The 23,828-nt window shown below is 55.9% G+C and carries 21 protein-coding genes and 1 pseudogene; 3 read left to right on the forward strand and 19 right to left on the reverse strand.

All coding sequences use genetic code 11. The features are described from left to right. Nucleotides 1-67: 67 nt before the first annotated feature. Nucleotides 68-1,726, reverse strand: coding sequence for a chaperonin GroEL (gene groL / locus SQ11_RS05990; protein WP_041513257.1), 1,659 nt, complete (start codon nt 1,724-1,726; stop codon nt 68-70). A gap of 51 nt (nt 1,727-1,777) precedes the next feature. Further along, entirely contained in the window at nt 1,778-2,068 is a 291-nt protein-coding gene (groES, locus tag SQ11_RS05995) for a co-chaperone GroES (protein WP_041513258.1), read from the reverse strand. A 153-nt stretch (nt 2,069-2,221) separates the two neighbouring features. On the opposite strand from groES, the gene dacB reads away from it, so the two are divergent. Next, entirely contained in the window at nt 2,222-3,826 is a 1,605-nt protein-coding gene (gene dacB / locus SQ11_RS06000; RefSeq protein ID WP_306463964.1) for a D-alanyl-D-alanine carboxypeptidase/D-alanyl-D-alanine-endopeptidase, read from the forward strand. A 269-nt stretch (nt 3,827-4,095) separates the two neighbouring features. On the opposite strand, the gene SQ11_RS06005 is transcribed toward dacB, so the two are convergent. From SQ11_RS06005 to SQ11_RS06020, 4 genes are all read right to left on the reverse strand, one after another. Then, the gene (locus SQ11_RS06005; protein ID WP_041513259.1) at nt 4,096-4,512 is read right to left on the reverse strand and encodes an organic hydroperoxide resistance protein; all 417 of its coding nucleotides are present in this window, start codon (nt 4,510-4,512) and stop codon (nt 4,096-4,098) included. A gap of 65 nt (nt 4,513-4,577) precedes the next feature. Further along, nucleotides 4,578-5,417 carry an oxidoreductase gene (locus SQ11_RS06010; RefSeq protein ID WP_041513260.1) on the reverse strand — a complete coding sequence of 280 codons (840 nt, stop codon included), beginning with the start codon at nt 5,415-5,417 and terminating at the stop codon, nt 4,578-4,580. A gap of 40 nt (nt 5,418-5,457) precedes the next feature. After that, on the reverse strand, nt 5,458-5,874 hold the full coding sequence (locus tag SQ11_RS18090) for a muconolactone Delta-isomerase family protein (protein WP_084226752.1): 417 nt from the start codon (nt 5,872-5,874) through the stop codon (nt 5,458-5,460). Beyond that, nucleotides 5,849-6,583 carry an SDR family NAD(P)-dependent oxidoreductase gene (locus SQ11_RS06020; RefSeq protein WP_041513261.1) on the reverse strand — a complete coding sequence of 245 codons (735 nt, stop codon included), beginning with the start codon at nt 6,581-6,583 and terminating at the stop codon, nt 5,849-5,851. Before SQ11_RS06020 ends, SQ11_RS18090 begins: the two co-directional genes overlap by 26 nt. 138 nt (nt 6,584-6,721) lie before the next feature. On the opposite strand from SQ11_RS06020, the pseudogene SQ11_RS17840 reads away from it, so the two are divergent. Then, a pseudogene (locus tag SQ11_RS17840) lies at nt 6,722-7,693 on the forward strand (LysR substrate-binding domain-containing protein). A 71-nt stretch (nt 7,694-7,764) separates the two neighbouring features. Here SQ11_RS17840 and trpE read toward each other — a convergent pair. The 3 genes from trpE to rpe all read right to left on the reverse strand — a co-directional run bounded on the left by trpE (nt 7,765) and on the right by rpe (nt 10,890). Further along, nucleotides 7,765-9,255 carry an anthranilate synthase component I gene (gene trpE / locus SQ11_RS06030; RefSeq protein WP_041513262.1) on the reverse strand — a complete coding sequence of 497 codons (1,491 nt, stop codon included), beginning with the start codon at nt 9,253-9,255 and terminating at the stop codon, nt 7,765-7,767. A 133-nt stretch (nt 9,256-9,388) separates the two neighbouring features. Beyond that, nucleotides 9,389-10,042 carry a phosphoglycolate phosphatase gene (locus SQ11_RS06035; RefSeq protein ID WP_156972431.1) on the reverse strand — a complete coding sequence of 218 codons (654 nt, stop codon included), beginning with the start codon at nt 10,040-10,042 and terminating at the stop codon, nt 9,389-9,391. A gap of 164 nt (nt 10,043-10,206) precedes the next feature. Beyond that, complete coding sequence (gene rpe, locus SQ11_RS06040) at nt 10,207-10,890, reverse strand: ribulose-phosphate 3-epimerase (protein ID WP_041513264.1); 684 nt, start codon at nt 10,888-10,890, stop codon at nt 10,207-10,209. Nucleotides 10,891-11,021: 131 nt separating this feature from the next. On the opposite strand from rpe, the gene apaG reads away from it, so the two are divergent. Beyond that, nucleotides 11,022-11,405 (forward strand): Co2+/Mg2+ efflux protein ApaG, encoded by a 384-nt coding sequence (apaG, locus tag SQ11_RS06045; RefSeq protein ID WP_041513265.1) that lies wholly within the window; start codon nt 11,022-11,024, stop codon nt 11,403-11,405. A gap of 72 nt (nt 11,406-11,477) precedes the next feature. On the opposite strand, the gene der is transcribed toward apaG, so the two are convergent. The 10 genes from der to SQ11_RS06095 form a co-directional block, all read right to left on the reverse strand. Beyond that, on the reverse strand, nt 11,478-12,878 hold the full coding sequence (der, locus tag SQ11_RS06050; RefSeq protein WP_041513266.1) for a ribosome biogenesis GTPase Der: 1,401 nt from the start codon (nt 12,876-12,878) through the stop codon (nt 11,478-11,480). A 93-nt stretch (nt 12,879-12,971) separates the two neighbouring features. Beyond that, nucleotides 12,972-14,177 (reverse strand): outer membrane protein assembly factor BamB, encoded by a 1,206-nt coding sequence (bamB, locus tag SQ11_RS06055; RefSeq protein ID WP_041513267.1) that lies wholly within the window; start codon nt 14,175-14,177, stop codon nt 12,972-12,974. Nucleotides 14,178-14,386: 209 nt separating this feature from the next. Then, on the reverse strand, nt 14,387-15,025 hold the full coding sequence (locus tag SQ11_RS06060; protein ID WP_041513268.1) for a tetratricopeptide repeat protein: 639 nt from the start codon (nt 15,023-15,025) through the stop codon (nt 14,387-14,389). A 25-nt stretch (nt 15,026-15,050) separates the two neighbouring features. Next, on the reverse strand, nt 15,051-16,322 hold the full coding sequence (gene hisS / locus SQ11_RS06065; protein ID WP_041513269.1) for a histidine--tRNA ligase: 1,272 nt from the start codon (nt 16,320-16,322) through the stop codon (nt 15,051-15,053). Next, on the reverse strand, nt 16,319-17,572 hold the full coding sequence (gene ispG / locus SQ11_RS06070) for a flavodoxin-dependent (E)-4-hydroxy-3-methylbut-2-enyl-diphosphate synthase (RefSeq protein ID WP_041513456.1): 1,254 nt from the start codon (nt 17,570-17,572) through the stop codon (nt 16,319-16,321). Before ispG ends, hisS begins: the two co-directional genes overlap by 4 nt. A gap of 39 nt (nt 17,573-17,611) precedes the next feature. Beyond that, nucleotides 17,612-18,547: a RodZ domain-containing protein gene (locus tag SQ11_RS06075; RefSeq protein ID WP_198140808.1), complete on the reverse strand. Its 936-nt coding sequence runs from the start codon at nt 18,545-18,547 to the stop codon at nt 17,612-17,614. Between the two features lie 109 nt (nt 18,548-18,656). Then, nucleotides 18,657-19,754, reverse strand: a complete 1,098-nt coding sequence (gene rlmN / locus SQ11_RS06080; protein WP_041513271.1) for a 23S rRNA (adenine(2503)-C(2))-methyltransferase RlmN — start codon at nt 19,752-19,754, stop codon at nt 18,657-18,659. A 22-nt stretch (nt 19,755-19,776) separates the two neighbouring features. Beyond that, nucleotides 19,777-20,202 carry a nucleoside-diphosphate kinase gene (gene ndk, locus SQ11_RS06085; protein WP_041513272.1) on the reverse strand — a complete coding sequence of 142 codons (426 nt, stop codon included), beginning with the start codon at nt 20,200-20,202 and terminating at the stop codon, nt 19,777-19,779. A 305-nt stretch (nt 20,203-20,507) separates the two neighbouring features. Next, nucleotides 20,508-22,646 (reverse strand): M1 family metallopeptidase, encoded by a 2,139-nt coding sequence (locus SQ11_RS06090; protein WP_232297912.1) that lies wholly within the window; start codon nt 22,644-22,646, stop codon nt 20,508-20,510. Further along, nucleotides 22,571-23,818, reverse strand: coding sequence for a ChaN family lipoprotein (locus tag SQ11_RS06095; RefSeq protein ID WP_306463966.1), 1,248 nt, complete (start codon nt 23,816-23,818; stop codon nt 22,571-22,573). The genes SQ11_RS06090 and SQ11_RS06095 overlap by 76 nt, the downstream gene beginning before the upstream one ends. Nucleotides 23,819-23,828: the final 10 nt, after the last annotated feature.

A 23,828-nucleotide genomic window follows, 5' to 3' on the forward strand; every position in this document is an offset into this window, starting at 1 on the left:
TAAAAAACCCCACCGGGGCGGGGTTTTCTATCGTACTTCATTTCCAATAAAACAGATACGGCCAGCCTTACATATCCATGCCACCCATACCGCCCATGCCACCCATGCCGCCCATACCACCCATGCCGCCGGCACCGCCGGACTCTTCCTTCGGTATTTCCGCCACCAGCGCGTCGGTAGTCAGCATCAAGCTCGCCACAGAAGCTGCATGTTGCAATGCATAACGCGTAACCTTGGTAGGATCCAGAACACCCATTTCCACCATGTCGCCATATTCACTGCTGGCGGCGTTGTAACCAAAGTTACCCTTGCCTTCCAGCACTTTGTTGATGACTACCGAAGGCTCATCGCCGCAGTTGGCGACAATCTGGCGCAGAGGCTCTTCCAGCGCACGCAAAACAATCTTGATGCCGGCATCCTGATCATGGTTGTCGCCTTTGAGACTGGACACCGCGCTAAGGGTGCGCAACAATGCCACGCCGCCACCCGGAACGATACCTTCCTCCACTGCGGCGCGAGTGGCATGGAGCGCGTCTTCCACACGCGCTTTCTTCTCTTTCATCTCCACTTCGGTCGCTGCGCCCACTTTGATCAGTGCTACCCCGCCTGCCAGCTTCGCTACGCGCTCCTGCAGTTTTTCCTTGTCGTAGTCGCTCGTGGCTTCTTCGATTTGATTGCGAACCTGCTTGACGCGGCTCTCAATGTTTGCGGCATCTCCAGCGCCGTCGATAACAGTGGTTTCTTCCTTGCCGACTTCAATGCGCTTGGCTTGTCCCAACTCCTTCAGGGTTGCCTTCTCGAGTGACAGTCCAACTTCCTCGGCAATCACTGTGCCGCCTGTGAGGATAGCGATGTCTTCCAGCATGGCTTTACGGCGGTCGCCGAAGCCTGGCGCTTTGACCGCGCAGGTTTTCAGGATGCCGCGGATATTATTCACCACCAGGGTTGCAAGCGCCTCTCCGTCCACATCTTCAGCAATGATCAACAGCGGCTTACCGGCTTTGGCTACGAGCTCCAGTACGGGGAGCAATTCGCGGATGTTGGAAATCTTCTTGTCGTGCAGTAAAACAAAGGGATTCTCCAGCAACGCGATCTGCCTGTCCGCGTTGTTGATGAAATACGGGGAAAGGTAGCCGCGATCAAATTGCATGCCTTCGACGACTTCCAGCTCATTTTGCAGACCCGAGCCGTCTTCCACCGTAATGACACCTTCCTTGCCCACTTTTTCCATCGCGTCCGCAATGATCTTGCCGATTTCCGGATCCGAATTGGCGGATATGCTTCCCACCTGCGCGATTTCCTTGCCAGTGGTGCAGGGCTTGGACAATTTCTTGAGTTCGTCAACGGTCGCGGCAACGGCCTTATCGATGCCACGTTTCAAATCCATTGGATTCATCCCAGCGGCGACATACTTCATGCCTTCCTTGACGATGGACTGTGCCAGAACAGTGGCCGTGGTCGTACCGTCGCCCGCGACGTCGGACGTCTTGCTTGCCACTTCCTTCACCATTTGCGCGCCCATATTCTCGAACTTGTCCTTCAGTTCGATTTCCTTCGCTACCGAAACACCGTCCTTGGTAATGGTGGGGGCGCCATAAGAACGCTCCAGCACAACATTGCGGCCCTTGGGACCTAAAGTAACCTTAACCGCATCGGCCAGAATGTTGACGCCGGCCACCATTTTGTGGCGGGCTGAATCGCCAAATTTCACTTCTTTCGCTGCCATAATCTCTTTCTCCTAATTTCCAGAAAATGTTGTTTAACCGTAGTTGGCAAATTAACCCTCGATGACTCCCATGAGGTCTTCTTCACGCATCACCAGCAGCTCTTCCCCCGACACTTTCACCGTCTGCCCGGAATATTTGCCGAATAGCACCTTGTCGCCAACCTTTACGTCCAGCGGACGAACCTTGCCGTCGTCGCCGACCTTGCCTTTGCCTACGGCAATAATTTCGCCTTGATCGGGCTTTTCCGCCGCGCTGTCAGGAATGACAATACCGGATGCGGTCTTGCGTTCTTCTTCCAGTCGCTTGACAATAACGCGGTCGTGTAACGGACGAATCTGCATGTTTCTTTCTCCTGTTTTAGAATTAACACAATGAAATCTATGGGAAAACTGATATTTTTGTGCTCAGATTTCCGGATTTGCCACAAAAATCTGTTAGCACTCACTGCTAACGAGTGCTAATAATAGGGCTTATGACCGGGAGTTTCAAGTAGTATGAGGCATAAATACTTGCCGGAGCGCCGCTTGAAGACCCTCTGGCGCTTCAGCGCGGCAATTGTCCTCTGTTGTTCTGTGCTTGCCGCTGCATCGCTCCCTGCCTTTTCGCACAATATGCCGGTCGCCGTCAGTCAGGCGCTTAAACAGGCGGGTATCCCACAATCCGCGGTAGGTATTTACGTTCAGGAGATCGGTGCGGCCAAGCCGTTGCTCGCCGTCAACGCCGGCACGGCAATGAATCCCGCATCAGTAATGAAACTGGTCACGACTTTTGCCGGACTGGAACTACTGGGGCCAGCGTATACCTGGAAAACCGAGTTATACGCCAATGGCATGCTGGAAAATGGTACGCTGCGGGGCGATCTGGTGATCAAGGGTTACGGCGACCCGAAACTGAATCTGGAAAATTTCTGGCTGCTTACGCGACGCCTGCGCCAGACCGGGTTACGCGAAATTACCGGTGACCTGGTACTGGATAGCAGCTATTTCGATTTGCCCAACGGCAATCCGGCCGCCTTCGACGGCAAACCCCACCGTGCATACAATGTCCTTCCCGAAGCGCTGCTGGTGAATTACCGAACCCTGGCGCTGCGCCTGATCCCGCAGTCCGGAAGCAAGGCTGTTCGCATCGTAGCCGACCCGCCCCTGCCATCACTGGATCTCAAGAACAGTCTGACGCTTACCAATGGCCCTTGCAACGAATGGCGCGATGCGCTCGCCGCCGATATTCGTACCGTCAGCAATGGCAATGTCCGCGTATCGATTGCGCTCAATGGCAGCTATTCCATTGATTGCGGTGAAAAGACCCTGTATCTCAGCGTGCACGATACCGCCGATTATATCTTCGGCCTGTTCAGGCAATTATGGGAAGAACAGGGGGGAGTATTGCGCGGCAAGGTACGCACCGGCGTGGCCCCGGAAGGAGTAGCGCCGTTGGAAATCCATCAATCCCCCCCGCTCGCGGACATCGTACGCGACATCAATAAGTTCAGTAACAACACCGCAGCGCGGCAGCTATATCTTGCGTTGGGACTGACTAGCGCGCTGACTGCGGGGCTCACAACCGGGCTGACTGCGGGGCCCACTACAGCCCCGGCGGCGGCGGGCATCCCCCTGGAGGTGCCTGCCAGTGGGATCAGCGGCACTATCCACGACGCAGCGAGTGATCATGATAAGCCCCCCGCAACGCTCGCCAAATCGGATATGGCCCTCCGGCGATGGCTGGCATCCAAACAACTCAGTTTCCCGGAGCTGATCATTGAAAACGGCTCGGGATTATCACGCAACGAGCGCATCAGTACCGGTCACCTGGGAAAGCTTTTGCTGGCGGCATTCCAAAGCCCGGTCATGCCCGAGTTCATTTCATCCTTGCCGATCGTCGGGGTGGATGGAACCATGAAGAAGCGGTTGAACGGCAGTGCCACCGCTGGCCAGGCCCATATCAAGACCGGCTTGCTGGATGGCGTAAAAACCATGGCGGGTTACGTGCTCGATAAATCAGGCAAGCGCGTGGTCGTAATCTTTTTTGTCAATCATCCAAAATCGGGAATTGCGCAGCCAGCGATGGATGCGTTGCTGCATTGGGCTTACGAAAGATCATGATATGGCTGCAATGGCAATGGCTGCAAGCATGCACCGAACAAGGTCGCCCGTTAGCAAGTTCAAGACAATTTACTGTTGATAGCATCTTTTATCATTCATAAATGAAAATGGTATTTCCGTTCAGATTCATATCAATTCCTTTCAGTCGGCAAAGATAACCCCATAGGGTGGATAGTGGTACAGTAATATTGGGGTGGAGCTCGGCATCGCGTCGTGCGGGTTTAGGTCCCAGGCGAACCCAGACCATCCGCCCGCACTTGCGCGTCCCATCATGCCAGGGTAATGTTGACGTCGATGTTTCCGCGCGTCGCCCCTGAGTACGGGCAGATCTGGTGTGCGGCGTCAACCAGAGCCTGGGCAACTTTGCGCTCGATTCCCGGCAAGCTGACCTTCAGCGACGCCCGCAGCAGGTAGGCGTCACCGTTCATCCCCAAGTCCACTTCAGCATCGATGGAGCGATCCTCGGGTAGTGTCACCTTTTGCCGCATGGCGGCGAGTTCGATGGAGCTGAGGAAGCAAGCCGACCAGCCCGCGGCAAACAGCTGCTCCGGATTGGTACCGTTGTCCCGGCCGCCTGGGCGCGAAAACTTTACCTCGAGATGGCCGTCGGAGCTGCGGGACCCGCCTTCGCGGCCTCCCCTGGTGTGTGTCTTGGCGGTGTAAAGAACCTTACTGAGTTGAGTCATGTCATTTCTCCTTGTTAAGCCCGTGTGGGCACAGTTGGTTGAACTAGAAAAAGCGCGGCGGCCGATCAACCAAAATCGGTCGAGCGCGTGATGGATTCCCAGGCCTTGATCTCCTTGCCCAATTCGGACAACTGCCCCTCCACGAGGCGACGTGCATCGTTGCCCAGCAACAGGTGCGCTGGCGGGTTGGGTGCATCGACGATGCGAAGCAAAGCCTGAGCGGCCTTGGCCGGATCATCGGCTTGGCGGCCGCTGTATTCCTGCCGGTGCTTGCGCACTGAATCGAACACCGCGTCATAATCTGCGATCAAGCGTCCGGAGCGGACCATCGAGCGTCCCGCCCGTTCGGTGCGGAAGGACCCTGGTGCCACTGCTGTGACCTTGATGCCGAGACCCATGACTTCTCGAGACAGTGCATCGCTGATGCCTTCGAGCGCGAATTTGCTGCCGCTGTAGTATGCAATGCCGGGTAAGCCCATGTAGCCTGCCATCGACGTGATGTTGACGATATGGCCGCGGTGCCGCTGGCGCATGCCCGGCAGCACAGCCTTGATCATAGCCACCGCGCCGAATACGTTGACCTCGAACTGACGAATCAGCTCAAGGAGCGGTGACTCTTCAAGAATGCCTTCGTGGCCATAGCCCGCATTATTGACCAACACATCGATCGCACCCCACTCCTTTTCGATCCGGCGAACAACAGGCTCGATAGTGTCAAAGCAGCTGACATCCAGGATCACCGCCTTGGCCTTCGTCCGATGCTGAGATTCAAAGGCGGTGCGATCATCCTCGCGCCGCGCGGTGCCGATCACATGGTGCCCAGCCTGCAGGGCCGCCTCGGCGAAAGCGAGGCCCAGGCCCCCATTGGCACCGGTGATCAGGAATAACTTCTTCGTATTCTTCATTTGGGACCTCCGTATCGAGGGTGAGTCCTGCCGCAGTGGCTTATGGGTCGTCATGCTCGCGTTGGCTCTTGCGGATCTCGGTGATCGTACGGCCACCAACCCCCCAGTTGTCGGTATCGATCTCCTCGATTACGACGTGCGTCCATTCGGGCGGCTTGTGTAGCACGCGTTCAAGAGTCTCGGTGACTTCCCTGATGATCTGTGCTTTTTGTTGGGCGGTGGCGCCCTCGCGGGTGATGCGGATACTGATGAAAGGCATGGCTCTCTCCTTGTTCATGTGCCACGTCCTCAACGGCCCCATCGGGTCGTTGGGATGTGGCGTCAATGGAATGGTTTCTATTGTCATCCAGGGGCACAGGGGCAACGCGTCGATAATCCCCGCGATCTCTGCGTTGCTGCCCGCTTGCCGGAGACCGAGGATGCGACATATCTCAGCGCCCGGCGCTGAAGCCCCCATCCACCGGCAACACGGTGCCGGTTACGAAATCGGCCTTGACGAGGTAAAGTGCGGCTGCGCTGATCTCATCGATGCTCGCGATGCGGCCCAGGGGGTGCAGGCTGCCAAGTGCCGCATGGTTTTCTGGTGCATGCATCGGGGTATCGACGACCCCCGGAGCGACCGCGTTGACCGTCACGCCATAGGGTGCCAATTCCAGCGCAAGGGCCCTCGTGGCCTGGTTGATGCCACCCTTGAGGGTTACCGCCAGCAGCGCCGGAACGCTGCCGTGCGGCTGAAGCGCAAGGGAAGCGGTGATATTGATGATCTTGCCGCGTTTGCGCCCAACCATGTGCTTCGCCGCTTCCTGCGATGCGTACAACACACTCTTCAGGTTGGTAGAAATCTGTTCCTCGATCTCCTCCGGCGTAAACTGAACAAACGGCTTAGCGGTAAAGATGCCGGCGTTGTTCACCAGCACATCGACCTTGCCGTACTTGGCGATCGCCTGTTCGAACACCTCGCGGGCGGATTCGGGTTTGCCGGCATCGCCCGCGACACCGAGGAAGCGCTCACCCGCATTCAGCTGTGCGGCGGTGGCCTGCAAGCGCTCGGTGGAACGGCCGGTGCCGACGACGTTATAGCCTTCCTTGAGGAAAGCTTCGGCCAGGCCTAAGCCGATGCCACTGGTGGCGCCGGTGATGATGACGGTGTTGTCTGAATTATTCATGATGTACCTCCATAGGTTAGTTTTTAACTACCGGTGTCGAGCCAGAAAGCTGTCACCGGTGTGGAGGCACTATATTAGATACACAGGGTAAGAAAAATTGGGTATGCTACACCTATCTTATTACATGATGTAATGAATATGCGCCGGCAATTCGACGATGTCCTGCTTGGAAGCATCGAGCTGTTCTGCCTGGCTGCTGAGGCCGGCAGCTTCACCGCGGCCGCCAATACGGCGGGTGTCACGCCCGCGGCAGTCAGCCGCTCGATTTCACGTTTGGAAAAGCGCCTGGGAGTACGTTTGTTCGTGCGCTCCACGCGCAGCATCCGCCTGACCGAAGGCGGCAGGCTCTACTTCGAGCAAAGCCGCGCCGCGCTCAATCAACTCATCGAGGCCGAGCGCAAGGTCACCGGGGAGCAGGTGCAGCCGTCAGGCACGATCCGCATCAGCGCGCCCACGACTTACGGACACTATCGTCTGCTACCGCTGCTGCCCAGGTTTCGTGCAAAGTACCCGCTGATCAAAGTGGAAACGCACATCAGCAATCGCAACATCGACTTTCACGACGAGAACTTCGATGTGGCGATCCGCTTCCGCGCACAGCCAGATTCGATGATGGTTTCCCGGCACCTCGAAGATGCCGCACTGGTGATGATCGCGAGTCCCGCTTATCTGAAGCGGGCGGGCTTGCCGCGAACATTGTCAGACCTGGAACAGCACGAGTGCATCCAGTTCGATCTACCGAGTAGCGGGCGGCGGATCGCCTAGCTGTTCAAGGAGAATGGCCACGAAAAGGAAGTTCTCTCGACGGGAAACTACAGTTGCGCGGAGGATGTACTTGCCGGAGTGACGCTGGCCAGGGCGAGTGCGGGACTGTTCCAGACTTACCGGCTCATCGTCGAGAAAGATCTAGCCGAAGGCGCTCTGGTCGAGGTTCTGCAAGACTTCTCCGGGCGATCGCGTCCGGTCAGTCTAATTTATCCTCACGGCCGCCTGCTGCCGTCGCGCGTACGAGCGTTCGTCGATTTCCTGGTGGAACAAGCCCGATTGCCAGGATCCACCCAAGATGGGGTTCGTCCAGTCAGGCAAGAACAAACAAGGTCAAAGTCATAGAATCCGTGGGTTCCCGCATGGTCTAACCTGACCCATCGCATGGGAAACGAGGAGCCCCCTGGAATCATCCTCTACTCGATCTTGCTATCCAACCCACCTTCCGCAATCTCCGCTGCACGCAGCAGCGCCTTGGCCTTATTCTGAGTCTCGATCCATTCGCTTTGCGGCACGGAATCGGCCACGATGCCCGCGCCCGCCTGTACATGCAGCTTGCCGTCTTTGATGACACCGGTACGGATGGCAATGGCCAGATCCATATCGCCATTGAATCCCAGATAGCCGACCGCGCCCGCGTAGATACCACGTTTGGAGACTTCCAGTTCATCGATGATTTCCATCGCCCGTACCTTTGGAGCGCCGCTCACGGTGCCCGCCGGGAAAGTGGCGCGCAGCACATCCATCGCATTCAGGCCAGGCTTGAGCTTGCCGTCCACATTGGAAACGATGTGCATGACATGAGAATAGTGCTCGATCTGCATGTTCTCCGTGACCTTGACCGTTCCGGTCTGCGCAACGCGGCCGACATCGTTGCGTCCGAGGTCCATCAGCATCAAATGTTCCGCACGCTCCTTCGGATCGGCCAGCAGATCGTCCGCCAGCGCGGAATCTTCCTGGATGGTCTTGCCGCGCGGACGAGTGCCGGCGATGGGGCGCACCGTCACGGTGCCGCCTTCCAGGCGCACCAGGATTTCCGGCGACGCGCCGACTACGTGAAACTCGCCAAAGTGGTAATAAAACATGTACGGCGAAGGATTGAGACTGCGCAGCGCGCGGTAAAGCGCCAGCGGCGACGCGTCATAAGGCTTGCTGGTGCGCTGCGATAAGACGACCTGCATGATGTCGCCCTCAAAAATATAACGCTTGGCGCGTTCTACCGCCTCAATGAAATCTGCCTCATTGAATTCAGAAACAGCCTCGGCCGATTTGCCTGGCGCTTCAAGCGGAATTTCTACCGGCTTACGGAGATTGACGAGCAACTCTTTCAGGCGTTTTTTTGCGGCTTTATACGCCTCCCCTGCTTCCGTTGGACCGGTGTTGCCAGGGGCGGCATAAACGATGAGATAGAGTTTGCCGGAAAGATTATCGACCACCGCGAGTTCTTCGGACAGCAGCAACAATATATCGGGGGTATTGAGAGTATCCGGGCGAGCATGACCGGCAAGTTTATGTTCGATATACCGCACGGCATCGTAGGCGAAATAGCCCACAAGCCCCCCGCAGAAACGGGGCAAACCGGGATATGCCGCTACCTTGAAGCGCGATAGATAGGATTCCACTAAAGCCAGCGGATCTTCCACCGCAATTTCCTGCGATTCCGCACCATTGGTAATTCTGACAAGATTACCCCACGCCTCGATGCGGGTCGTGGCGGGCAGGCCGATAAAGGAGTAGCGCCCGAAGCGCTCGCCACCTTGTACCGACTCGAGTAAATACGAATAAGGCCGGCTGGCAAGTTTGAGATAAACCGAGAGGGGAGTATCGAGATCGGCAAACGTCTGCAAGACGACCGGGATACGGTTGTAGCCTTGCGTCACAAGGTCATTGAATTCAGTTTCAGTCATGATTTGACTCCACAAAAAAACAGGAAAGGAAGTACAGCGGCGTGCGAGTGCTAGGCACGCCAGCGATCAAGGCCAGGGCGCCAGGGACGCCAGGCATTTATCGCGTATTCCTCGATTCCGGTGTTTTCGCGGATCATGACAATTTCTGAATCAGTTTCGTCGCATCGTATACGGACTCAACGATGGCATCGCAGTCCAGTTCGCGCACATCGCGTCCCTCATTGTACCCATAGGGTACGCAAAAGACATGGCAACCCGCCGCCCGTGCCGCTTCAGCGTCATTGAGCGAGTCCCCGATCAGCAGCATTTCGTGGGATGGAATGCCGAAATGCTTGCAAGCATGCAGCAAGGGCATCGGATCAGGCTTCTTTTTCGGGAGACTGTCGCCTGACAGGACAATATCGAAATAACCCAACAGGCCAGTGTCACGAAGTAGCGGCAACGTGAACGCCTCGGCCTTGTTGGTAACGCACGCCAGGCGAAAATCCACTTCCCGCAATGCGTTCAATCCCTCTATTACGCCTGGATAGGGTCGTGTATTGATGCTGAGCGTTTTAGCATAATCGCGCTCGTAGATCGGCATCGCCCGCTCGAATAATTCAATATCGGGCTCATCATCGAGACTGCCGGTTAGCGAGCGCTTCACGAGCTTCTGTATGCCCTTGCCGATATAGGATTGGATGGTCTCCAGCGGCAGCTCCTCCCTACCCAATTCCCGTAACATCATATTGGCCGCTGCAGCAAGATCGCATGCTGTATCGAGAAGCGTCCCGTCCAGATCAATCATCACCGCTTTGATCAACAGGGGAAATTTAACGTCGGCCGCAGGGGCATTCGCGAGCTGTGAAACGCTTTTGTTCACGGAGTGTTCCTAACGATCAAAATAAAGTTCAGCAACCCTACGAGGGGTCGCGAACCTGGATTTAGAGATATCTTTTTATTGAAAACTAACTAAGCTTTCGCCAGCTCCGACCGCAACGCCGCAACCACACTATCATAGCGATGCGGATCGCTGTCCTTGCCTGCACCGTAAATGGCGGACCCGGCAACAAAAGTGTCGGCTCCCGCACGAGCAATCTCGGCAATGTTATCCACTTTTACGCCGCCATCAATCTCCAGCATGATGTCTTTGCCCGTTGCATTAATCCGCTTACGCACCGCCTTTAATTTTTCTAGTGCTTCAGGGATGAATTTCTGTCCACCGAAACCAGGGTTTACCGACATGATCAGCACCAGGTCCAGCTTATCGAGCACGTGATCGAGATAATATAAAGGCGTCGCGGGATTGAATACCAGACCTGCCTTGCAGCCCTGTTCCTTAATCAGCCCGATGGTGCGATCAATATGCCTCGATGCCTCGGGATGAAAGGAAATAATATTGGCTCCAGCCTTGGCAAAGTCTGGAACGATGCGGTCAACCGGCTCGACCATCAGGTGCACATCGATTATCGCCTGAGTCAAGGGGCGGATCGCCTCACACACGAGGGGGCCAATAGTAAGATTGGGCACGTAATGGTTATCCATCACATCAAAATGGATGATATCCGCCCCTGAATCGATAACGGCGGTGATCTCCTCGCCCAGTTTGGCAAAATTTGCGGAAAGGATGCTGGGAGCAATGCGATAATTAGCCATGACGGCTTCCTTTAATTAAAAGTGTCATTTTAACCGTAGTAAGCGCTTGCCGCTCACTTTTATGACATGACTCCATACATTTTGTGGTCGGCACCCTTGCCGTGGCTCAAAAAATAGTGTGCAATGCGTGGATGGCTGAAAGTAAAAAATATGAGGTTATTGTAACGGTTCAGACTACCTACCTCCCCGAACAGTCGGACGAAGCGCTCGACCGTTACGTTTTCGCCTATACCATCATGCTTGCCAACACGGGCACGGTCTCGGCGCAACTCATCAGCCGCCATTGGATTATTGCTGATGGGACCGGCGGTGTACAGGAAGTGCGAGGGCTGGGGGTGGTCGGAGAACAGCCGCTGCTAAAACCCGGCGACAGTTTCGAGTATACAAGTGGCACCGCCATTTCCACACCGGTTGGATCGATGAAAGGCAGCTATCAAATGGTGGCTGAAGACGGACTCCGCTTCGACGCCGCTATTCCTGAGTTCATCTTGAGCGTTCCAAGGGTATTGCATTAGCGCGTTATGCCGGCAATGCCGGACAGGAACTGGCTGCCAACTTCCTTCCATGCCTGTCAGGGCGATTCATGCTTAACCATATTTCTTCCTGCCAACCATGCGGCGGCGGTGAGCGCGTTTTGCTTCCGCTTCGCTGAGGGGGGCCGGCCCTTTTTCGGCATAGGGATTACGGCCCGATCTGAACACCACGCGCAACGGCGTACCCTCGAGCTGGAAGGCTTCGCGGAACGTATTCTCAAGATAACGCCGATACGTTTCGGAAACTTTATCAACGCCACTGCCATGGATCACGATCAGGGGTGGATTGGAGCCACCCTGATGGGCATAACGGAGCTTGGGACGTGATATGCCGGCATGCGGCGGCGGCTGCTTTTCTACCGCCGCCATCAGGGTGCGGGTAAGCTTGGGAGTGGATAGATTTGCCATCGCTGCGGCATAAGCCGCATCAATCGATGGAAGAAGTCCTTTCATGCCATTGCCTCGCAGCGCCGAGATATAGTGAAATTTGGCAAAACTCAGCAAAAAAGCAAGTTTCCGGGCGATATCGCTCTTGATGGTTTCGCGCTGGTAAACATCCAGACCATCCCATTTGTTAACCGCCACCACCAGCGCGCGCCCTGTTTCCAGAATGAATCCGGCGATATGTGTATCCTGGTCGGAAATTTCGTTTCCCGCATCCAAGACCAGTACCACCACGTTTGCGTCTTCCACCGACTGCAAAGTCTTTACCACCGAGAATTTTTCCACGGTCTCAAATACCTTGCCGCGGCGGCGCAAACCGGCGGTGTCTATCAGCGTATACGGACGGCCGTTGCGAAGAAAATCAACATAGATACTATCGCGAGTGGTCCCCGGTTGATCAAACGCGATGACGCGCTCCTCACCCAGCAGCGTATTCACCAGCGTGGATTTGCCAACATTGGGACGCCCAACAATAGCAATCTTTGGATGCCTGTCTTCTTTTTCTTCTTCTTGGGGCGGTGGAAAATCCGCTAACGCCAGCCCCACCAGCTCGTTCACGTTGTCGCCGTGGGCGGCGGAGATCGCACAGGGCTCTCCCAGACCCAGTTCGTGAAATTCGGCCGTGACAACGGATAATGCCATGCCTTCCGTTTTGTTCACCACCAGCATGATTCTGCGTCCGGTTTTACGCAATTGCTCCGCAATTACCTTATCGTGCGGCGCCAAACCATTTCTGCCATCGACAATGAACAGCACCCTATCTGCTTCATCCACTGCTTGTCGAGTCTGCTTGGCCATCTCATGTAAAATACCGTCCTTCACCATCGGCTCGAACCCGCCGGTGTCGACCACCAGATAGGGCTTATCACCCAGCCTGCCATGGCCGTAGTGGCGATCCCGCGTCAATCCCGGTATATCCGCCACAATCGCGTCACGGCTGCGGGTCAGGCGATTAAAGAGCGTTGATTTCCCGACATTGGGCCGCCCGACCAGTACCAGGGTGGGTTTCATGGCTTCTTCTTATGTGAATATCGCCTATCCTTCGTCTCGCAAGGACGAGGAGAGGCGCTTTCTAGAATAAATGGATTAGGCCAACTTTGCCTGCTACATGCTAAAAGCATAGAGACCGCCTTTCATGGTCTGCACCACGAAACCATTCGGCAGAGCTACGGGACGAGCAATGATGGCGCTCCCGTCAGTAGCGGAGCGGGCGACAATACTACCGGTATCATTTCTGATGAGATTCACAAAACCTAGAGAATCGCCCACCACCACATGCGTGTCCTGAATAAGCGGTGGAGATAATTGGACGCCGTTGAGCAAATCCTGCTTCCAGATACTGGTACCGTCTCTTTTATTGTAAGCCACTACCGCACCTTGAGCGTCGCTTACATAGATATAATCGTTATTCATGGCAAGGCCTGCGCTGCTCGATACGTCTCGCGCCCAGATCTGATTTCCATTAGCGATCTCAAAGCAGGCAACACGTCCTTGATAAGCGACAGCGCATATCTGCTGTTCATCAGCTACCGGCAAACTGGTGACGTCCGCCATCCGTTCCAGCTCAGTCGCGCCGCGTGGCCGCGATACGACCGCTTCCCAGGCTACGCCTCCGTTCGCCAAATTTATCGCCACCAGTTTCCCGCCTGCAAACCCGGCGAACACCATGTCTCGCGAGATCAATACACCCGCAAAACTCCGAACCGTCAGCGACGGGGTTGCTCCCTGGTATATCCATTTACGTTTGCCGGTAGCCGCATCCAGACTGAAAATCCTGCCATCTCCAGTGCGAACCACCACGGTGCCGTTAGCTGCCCGCGGCGGACTTAACACCTCGGTTGATACCTGGGCCGTCCACAGCGCTTTACCGTCCTTGTCGTCATAGGCCAGAACTTCACCTTTGAAGGTTCCAACCAGCAGCATCCCCTCACCCGCACCCACTCCGCCCGACAAACTACGTTTGGTATTGACACTTCCCGCTAACTTACCGGTGGCGGGATCAAAACGCACAAGGAATCCATTCAAACCTGCGGCATAAACGGCGCCGTTCTGGAATGCAGGCATAAATCCCATTGCTTTATTTTCTTCAATGCCGTTCTGCCACAATGGACGCGCCGCTGGAACCGGCTTTAATTGAGCTGTCTGTTCCGGACTCAGCTCAAAAGTCTCTCCGCCAAGGAGTCCACCGGTGAGACCCGCCACATCGATATCCGCCAAGTCGCGCGCGAGGTCCCGCGTCATATCGACAAGACTCACGCATCCGGAAAATGCCAATAGCGGCACCAGCAGCAGGATATACCGCTGAATCATCCTGAAGCCGGCAGTCGTAGCGAGCTCACCAAGAAAGTGGGATCCAAATGGTGAATAAATTTATTATGGGTCATGACGTTAAACAAAAAAAGCGATCAATGCCGGATGCGGGATCGTGCGAATAATCCTGGCGAATCTCCGAATAAACCCTCGGTGGAATCCGCCGACCACGCTTGATTCGCGGGCTTGTTACACGTTACCGCAATGATCTATTTGCCTTCCGCCAAGGCATCGAGCTTCATTTGAACGATGCTATGATAGGTGCCTTTCTTGCCCAGCTTGCCGAGCGCCATTTGATAGGCGGCACGTGCCTCGGGAACCTTCCCCGCCGAAGTAAGAACATCCCCTTTGAGATCCGCATACAGACCATCAAAGGATTCACCATGCTTGGTATCCAGCAGCCTCACGGCATCCTCGTATTTTCTCTCATCCAGCAATATGCCTGCCAGCCGCAATCGCACGAGATCTTTCAATTCTTCTTCCTTGGCGTTATCCAGCGTCCATTGCAGGCGGCTTTTGGCGGTCTGGACGTCACCCGCATCGAGACTGGCCCGCGCTGAGATCAATGCCGCGCGCGCCGCATAGCCGCTGGCGGGAAAGCCTTCCATCAGCAAACGCGCGGCGTCACTAATTTTCTTGGGATCACCATTCGCGTCGATCTGCAACAATGAAGAATACAGCTCAGCTGCCTGCGTGGTCTGTTGCGCCTGATAGTATTTCCATGCCTGCTGGCCTGCTATCCCGGCAATCAAGGTTGCCACAATTACAATCACCAGCGTACCATAGGCTTCCCACCAGGATTTCAGCCCATCTATTTTTTCCTGTTCTTCCAGATCATAGGTTGCCATTTAACTTCCTGTAAGAATTACTGATTCAAGTTCTCTTAAGTAGATCGACCGCTTCGGTCAATCCCACTCTAACCTGCTCCGCCGCCTCACGCAGCGGCTTGATGCTTATCTCGCCCGCTTGCGCTTCATCATCGCCGATAATAACGGCGAAACGCGCGCCACTGGCATCCGCTTTCTTCATTTGTGCCTTGAAACCGCCATCGCCACAGTGCAAAATTGCTTTGAGTCCGCTATCGCGCAAATATCTCACGGCTTTCCAGGCCGCCCCATTCGCAGTCTCGCCCTGGTGTAACACATATACATCCGGTACGGGGCGCGGTATATCCCCGCCACATTCCACCATCAGCGCCAGCACACGCTCCACGCCCATGGCGAAGCCGCATGCTGGCGCCGCCGATGACGGCTTGCCGCCAATCTGCTCCACCAATCCGTCATAACGTCCGCCGGCGCATATGGCGCCTTGTGCACCGAGCTTCCCGGTAATCCATTCGAATACCGTGCGATTGTAATAATCCAGCCCTCTTACCAGCCGCGGGTTGATCTCAAAGTCTACTCCCTGGTCACGCAGGAGTCGTTGCAATGTCTCGAAATGTACCAGCGAGTCTTCATCCAGGTCATCCAGCAACCGTGGTGCGCCGTCAATAATCTCCCTCATCTCGGAATTCTTGCTATCAAGTATCCGTAATGGATTGCTGTGCAACCGCCGGCAGGCATCGTCATCGAGTCCACCCAGATGCCGCTCCAGATACCCGATCAATCGCGCCCGATGCAAGGCGCGCGATTCGGCGCTACCCAGCGTGCCAATTTCCAGGCGCACATCCGAAATACCCAGCTTCTTCCATAATTCCGCGCACATGACGATGAGCTCGGCGTCAATATCCGGGCCGGGGTAACCCAGCGCTTCGACGCCTACCTGATGGAACTGACGGTACCGCCCCTTCTGCGGACGCTCATGGCGGAACATTGGACCGGAATAGTACAGTCTCTGCGGTCCCGGATAAAGCAGATTGTGTTCCAGCACCGCGCGCACGCAGGAAGCGGTTCCTTCCGGGCGTAATGTCAAACTGTCACCGTTGAGACTATCCTGAAAGGAATACATCTCCTTCTCGACGATATCGGTCACCGCGCCTATGGAACGCACGAACAGATCAGTCTGCTCGACAATCGGCATGCGGATGTTACGGTAGCCATAAGCCGTCATCCACTCCCGCACGGTCTGTTCAAAGAAATCCCAAAGGTATATCTGGTCAGGCAGGATGTCATTCATCCCGCGAATGGCCTGGATGGATCTGGTCATTGCCTGATTTCTGCGGTGCCTGACTTCTTCGGGTATTTCATCTGCACATACTCATCGACGATCTGGCGAAATTCTCCTGCGATATTGTCGCCTTTCAAGGTCACCGATTTCTGCCCATCCACATAGACTGGCGCCACCGGCCTCTCCCCCGAACCGGGCAGGCTGATGCCGATATTGGCGTGCTTGCTTTCCCCAGGTCCGTTGACCACGCACCCCATCACCGCCAATGTCATGTTTTCCACGCCTTCGTATTCCTCGCGCCACACCAGCATCTGCGTACGTACATAGCCCTGAATACTTTCCGCCAGCTCCTGAAAATAAGTGCTGGTGGTACGCCCGCAACCCGGACATGCCGCGACCAGCGGGACAAACGCGCGCAGACCCGTGGTTTGCAGAATCTCCTGCGCCACCACCACTTCGCGAGAACGGTCACCACCTGGCTCCGGCGTAAGCGAGATACGGATGGTGTCGCCTATACCGTCAAGAAGGAGCACTGACAGCGCAGCGGTAGAGGCAACGATCCCTTTCGAGCCCATGCCGGCTTCGGTCAAGCCAAGATGCAAGGCATAGTCGCAGCGCGATGCCAGGTCCCGATAAACACCAATCAAGTCCTGTACGCCGCTTACCTTGCAGGACAATATGATTCTGTCGCGTCCCAGTCCAATCTCCTCCGCCCTGGCGGCGCTTTCCAGTGCGGAGGTAATCAATGCTTCCCGCATGACAAGCGCCGCATCCTTCGGATCCCCGGATCGGGCGTTCTCATCCATAATGCGCGCCAGCAGTTCTGGATCGAGACTACCCCAGTTGACGCCAATACGCACCGGCTTGCCATACTTACAGGCCGCTTCTATCAGGATGGAGAATTGCTCGTCGCGTTTCTTGCCGTGTCCCACATTACCCGGATTGATACGGTATTTGGCAAGCGCCTTCGCACAATCGGGATATTCGGTCACGAGTTTATGACCGTTAAAATGAAAATCACCTATCAGCGGCACGTGGCAGTCCATGTCATCAAGACGCGCGCGTATGCCCGCCACCGCTTTAGCGGCAGCGGCGGTATTGACGGTAATACGTACCAGTTCGGATCCGGCGCGCGCGAGTTGGGCGACCTGGACCGTGGTGGCAATTTCATTTTCCGTATCGGTATTGGTCATGGATTGCACCACTATCGGCGCACCGCCGCCAACTGTGATGGGACCTACACGGACACCGACGCTGTTTCGGCGCGGCGGAAAAATATTCTGTGACATAGTCATAATAGGTATGAGAATCTTATAAATGTAAAAGTTTCATTTGAGCGACAGACGTGCCGTCCCTCCATAAGCATTGATATAAGGTGCCAGGTTCACGGGATTGTTATTGTAGACCAGCTTGACTGCAACGGCGTTACCGATTGTCAGGGAGAAGGGCGGCTTGCCGCGTAACACCTGCTCTGTCCCGCGGGGATTGACACGCGAAAGCAGCAACCTGCCTCCACTATCCTTGACTTCAGTCCATGACTCTCCCTCAAATATAAGGCGAAGAACATCTCCGCCACCCGCCGGTTCCGGGGCAACAACATTCGCCGATTCACGCACGGTATTCCCAGATTCAGTGGCAACGTCCGGCGGTGCAGCAGGAATAGGAACAGGAGCTGGAAGAGGAGGAGGTACCTCGTGTTTTTGTTCAGCTACCATGGCTTCTTCCGCGGATGACACTGTCCCGCCGGTCGAGTTTGCGGGTGGTGACACGTTTGCTCGCTCAGCCCCGGTTCTCGTTTCCGTCTTCACGGCCGGTTGCTTTCCTTTGTCACTGCCATCATAAATTCCAAAGATCAGCAGCAGCGCCAGAACGGCGGCCCCCGCAATGATCAGATTGCGCTTTCCTCCTCCCTGATTGGACGGAAAGGGGATTCCCTCGGTCTGATAAGAGATGGTTGGCGCGGGAGTAGGCGGAAGCGCTTGCTCCAAACGCTGTAATAACGGCGCCGCATCCATCTGCAACAGCTTGGCGTAGTTCCGTACGAAGCCGCGCAGAAATGTTCCGCTTGCCAAATTGTCGTAGTCATCCTCCTCCAGCGCTGTAACCTGCCGCACCGATAACCGCAGCTGTCGCGCCACGTCCTCGATATTCATGCCACGGGCCAACCGCGCAGCGCGAAATTCGCGGCCCACGCCTGTTTCCATCTCGGCCGGGCTGGCGTCCGCTTCATGACCGATGTCGCCGTTCCTATCAGTGGCGTTCATGACTCGAATCCACGATCGCACAGCACTCGTGCTTGCCTGGAATTCCGAAATGGTGTCCATGACCTGCATGGTGCCAATTGCACTATGAAGATACCCATCCGACTTCGCCTCATCTTGCCGCTTCCACAATCCCGCGGCTTACCCGCCGGGTCTTGTCATGTACTTTTCCGGCAAGTTGCCCGCAGGCGGCGGCAATATCATCGCCACGGGTCTTGCGCACGGTCGTTATCAATTCAGCCTGCATCAGCACATCGCGGAAACGATGCACCGCCTCCGGCGAGGACCGTCTGTATCCCGAATTGGGAAATGGATTGAATGGAATCAGATTGAATTTACAAGGCGTTTCCCGTACCAGTTGTACCAATTCATGCGCATGCGCCGCGCTATCATTGACGCCATCCAGCATGACATATTCAAAAGTGATGAAATCTCGCGGCGCCGACTGAAGATAACGCCGGCAGGCCGCCAGCAACTCCTTGATCGGATATTTTTTGTTGATGGGCACCAACTCGTTCCGCAGCGCATCGTTGGGCGCATGCAGCGATACCGCAAGCGCTACCGGGCAACGTTCGCGCAGCCGATCCATGGCTGGAACCAGGCCCGAAGTACTCACCGTCACGCGCCGCCGCGACAGTCCATAAGCATTATCGTCCAGCATCAAATCGAGAGCAGTCACCACATTTTCAAAATTGGCCAGCGGCTCGCCCATGCCCATCATGACAACATTCGTAACCGCACGGCTACGGATACCCCCGCCATCGAACTCTTCCGCCAGCGCTTTATTCGCCCACCACAACTGCCCAATAATTTCGGCTACCGTCAGATTGCGGTTAAAGCCTTGTCTGCCGGTAGAGCAAAATGTACATGCCAGCGCACAACCCACCTGGCTGGAAACGCATAGCGTGCCACGGCTGGCTTCGGGTATGAAAACCGTCTCGATGCCATTGCCCTCACCTACCGACAATAGCCACTTGCGGGTGCCATCCATGGCGGCATGATCGCTGATAACCCTGGGGGGCTCAATTACAGCGGTTGCGGAAAGCTTATCCCGCAGTGCCTTCGCCAAATCACTCATGCCAGCGAAATCGACCTCGCCAGACCGGTGTATCCAGCGCAGCAGTTGCTTGGCACGGAAGGATTTCTCGCCGATTTCCACACAGAAACCGGCAAGCGCTTTTGCATCGAAATCAAGCAGATTGACGCTCATGATGTTGAGCTAAAAATCATTTCTATCTGGAATAAATGTTCAGGGCCGGAAAATAATAAGCAATTTCAACCGCCGCGGTTTCAGGTGCATCGGAACCATGCACGGCGTTGGCATCGATACTTTCGGCAAAATCCGCGCGAATGGTTCCTTTTTCTGCCTTTTTTGGATCTGTAGCGCCCATTAGATCCCGGTTCTTTCTGATCGCATCTTCGCCTTCGAGTACCTGTACCATGACAGGCCCCGAAATCATGAATTTCACCAGATCATTAAAAAACGGGCGGCTGCGATGCACGGCGTAAAAGCCCTCGGCTTCCGCCTGCGACAGGTGCAGCATGCGGGCCGCGATTATTTTCAATCCATTGGTTTCGAAATGGGAATAGATTTCTCCAATGACATTTTTAGCCACCGCATCCGGCTTGATAATAGACAACGTTCTTTCCACAGCCATCAAATACTCCACTAAATTAAGAAATGAAAAAACCTCTGAATAAATCCTTCGTAGAGCGCATAGCAGCAAAATCGGAATGATCACAAGGCGCACTACCAAGATAGCAGGAATCGTAACTTGACCTACGATACCAAGGCGTGCAACGCAATGAGCGCCAATTTTGCCGCAATCGAAGGGACGCCCACATGGACTTATTCAGAGGTTCCTTTTTGTATTTTAACAAAAAAACCCGTCCCGAAGTCGGAAAAAAGCAAAAAGCCCGGTAGTTGACCGGGCTTCGATCCGGGAAATACAGACCATTCGTTTCAATTAAGCTTCACTGCCTGCACGCGCGTAGGCCACGCGCCCCGGCCAATCGCCTTGGCTCCATCGAAAATGACATAGCTCTGGCGGCCATAGTGCGGCAGGGGCCGTATCAGCGCTGCGAGCGAGGCCGCATCGCGTGCGGACACTACCGCAAGCGTCACGCCATCGGATCGACTTACCGTCCATGCCTGGGCCGAACCCTTGCCCCGCACGATCTCCGGCCGGCCAGGCAACTGATGCCGCGTGAGCCACGCATCGACTTGCTCCTCCAAACCAATCACCAGTGCAGGCGCGGGCGGCAGGCTATCGGTCGGTGGGACCAATTTCAGGGAACGATTCTGAAGTTTGCCGGCAAGCGTCTCGGCAGTACCACGCACTTCACCGCTTTCCGGCAGTAGAATGGCTATTGCTGTCCGGTCAACCATGATCTGGCGCAGGATCGGCGGCGCCTCGTCGGACATCAGGCGCCGGAATAACCGCAGATCCGGATCAAGGGTCACCTCCAGCGGGAGAGTGCGCACATCAAGCGTAAAAGTCTGACGCCCGCGCTCCAAATCGAGCGTATGCATTTCTTCACCTTCTTCGGTGCGAATCGCCATGGGGACCCGCAACCGGTACTCGGGCGCCGTCTGCTCAAGCGTAACGGTAACACGATGACCGGAATCCAATTTCGTACGCCCGGCTTCCGCAATGCGCACGACAGGGGCTCCCGCGCGCGTGAGCCACTGGTCGAAGAAACTATTTAGCTCTTGTTTGGATACTGCCTGGAACGCACCCCGCAGATCCACCCACGAGGCAATATGAAAGCGCTGCTCGCGCCAGAATGCCTGGAGGGCGCGATCGAAGGTCTCGCGCCCGAGCAAATCGCGCAACATGAGAAACATCATCGCGGCCTTATTGTAGCCCACGATCTGCGAAGCCCCATGAGTACGCGAAGTGAAAGTGGTAAGCGGCGCATCCTGACCAGGTGACAGCGCAGCGAAATCGCGCAGCCAGCCACGACGCATTTCGCGCGCGGCTCCCGGGCTTTCACGCTCCTTGTATGCGTAATCCGCCATGAACGTGGTCAGCCCCTCTGACCAGTTGCCCAGCGCGTAATCGGGATATACGCCATTTCCCCACCAGTTATGCAATACTTCATGGCCCAGCGAAGTGGCACGGATGAACGGCAGACGCAGCACCTCGATGCCAAGATAAGTGAGTGTCGGCATACCGAAACCTGTCGGCGTCGGACTCGATACCACACTGAATTCAGTAAACGGATACTCTCCGATCCACGCCTCGTAGAGTTCGATATAACCCTTGACCGAACTGAGATAGTCGGGTGCAAGATCCGCAATCTGCGGATGAAAGTAGGTTCGCAACTCGATTGGCTTGCCACCCGCGCCGCGCATCGTGTTTGTTTCCACTTTGTAGGGACCGGCCATGAGATCGATACCGCCGGTTGGCGCGAGAAACTCGAAACGTGCACGATATTCGTCATCCGACTCGGATTCCTCGACAAGACGGCCTGCGACAAGACCCCGTTGTCCGCTCGGAAGTTCGATGTTCACACGATAGCTTGCAAGTTTTTCCGCTATGTAGGGATACCAGCCGCTCGAGTCGGGCAAGAAAGTACCCGCACTCCCACTTGCCGGTTCATTCCTTCCCAGTGTCTGCGGATGATCAAGCGAAGTATCAAGCGCTGAAAGTTCGCCACGCCAATGGACTTCGATACGGCGCGGGATCTGCTTGTCGCCCGAGATCCGCCAGGCGCGCATCTTGCCGGTAATCGCGGACGGGCCCAGCGGTGAGTCATCGACACGCCCGCGCGGCACCTCGAAACGGCGGCCCAGCACCAGAGTCAACTCCTCCGATGTCTTCGCCGTGATGATGCTGCGCCCTTCAATGGTGCGCTTAACCGGATCAATCCGCACCGTAATGTCATAGTCGATTTCCGCGGCCTCCGCCACGGGAGGCGGGGTGGATGCGGCCGACGCGACGGTTGCAACAAAAAGCGGGAGCAAAAACCATGCGGTATTTCTCCAGATACGGCGGATACGCACCCCGTCCATCACCGGACTCATTCCGGCACCGCTGGAAATCTGGCGATAATCTCCATCGTTTCCCCGCCACGTTTTAGCTTGAGGGGCAGCCACGTTCCCGGGGCCTGGCGTTTGACGATGTCCACAATATCATTCATGCGCTTGATCGTGACACTTGCGGCCTCCGTGATGAGATCACTGTCGCGGATACCGGCTAATTCGGCGATGCTGCCCTTCTCCACCTGCAGCACGCGGGCACCGCCGTCCTGCGCCAGTTCAAAGCGGATACCCAGACGCTGGCGCGGCGGCTCGTGCGAAACGAACGAAGACGAGTTAACTCCAAATACCGCATCGGCCAGCCCCCCGATCACCTGTGCGCAATGGGTGCCGCTATTCCATGGTAACAACGTGCCGATATCGGTAACACGGAGGTCCTTCAACTGATGGGGAACCCCATAACCATATTTGATATGTCCCGAGCCCATGATCCCCACGACAAGGGGGCGCCCCGGCCGATCCAGCGCCGAGTGTATGGCTTGCGCCATTGCCCTGTCCCAGAGTTGCTGGCTTTCCACGAAGCGCCGGAAATCCGGATCATCCCGGCCGCTCCCCCCTTTCTTCCTGCCACCACGGTCATGCTCACTGTAGAACGGCAGCAGATAATCAAGATAAGCGGTGCTTGGCGCAGCGGGAGGCATCACGCCTTCGCGCTCATTCTCCGGAACGCCATCGAAACCCTTCTGGGAGATCGCCCGCCGCAAACGCGTGTCGATATTGAGTGCCACCATTGGCACCCGATTCATGCGCGCAAAATGAAACAAGGGCAAATAAAGACTCGCATCTGTACTCCAGACGGCGTTCCAGTCCGCGGCAGCAAGAAACTGCGCTTCCGAGAGTTCCCCCGCTACCCACTGATCAAGTGCCTTCTGCACTCTGCGCGGGAACATCTCGAAACCGATAACCATGTCGGGACGCATTGCATGCAGCGCAGCCAGCACTTGTAATTGCCACCGGTGATGTTCAGGGTTATCGTGCATTTCACCCAGCAGCACCACCGAGTTCTTTGCCGCGCGAGCAATGACGTCGGCACCGGATATTTTTCCCCCGCCAGGCGTGATCCAGCTTCCCATCGGCACACAGTCCACATTTTCCTTGTTGCCCGCTTTGGTTTGAGCCCAAGCGACGTGCGGACCGGCGGCGAACGCAAATAGCATGGCCGCCAGGAATCCCCCTTTGTACAGAGCACGCCTGGACAGAGCACTTTGAAATATTGTCAAGCCGGACACTCCCTTATCA

Origin of the sequence: Nitrosospira sp. NpAV, assembly GCF_000832065.1 — a bacterium.
Taxonomy (GTDB): Bacteria; Pseudomonadota; Gammaproteobacteria; order Burkholderiales; family Nitrosomonadaceae; genus Nitrosospira.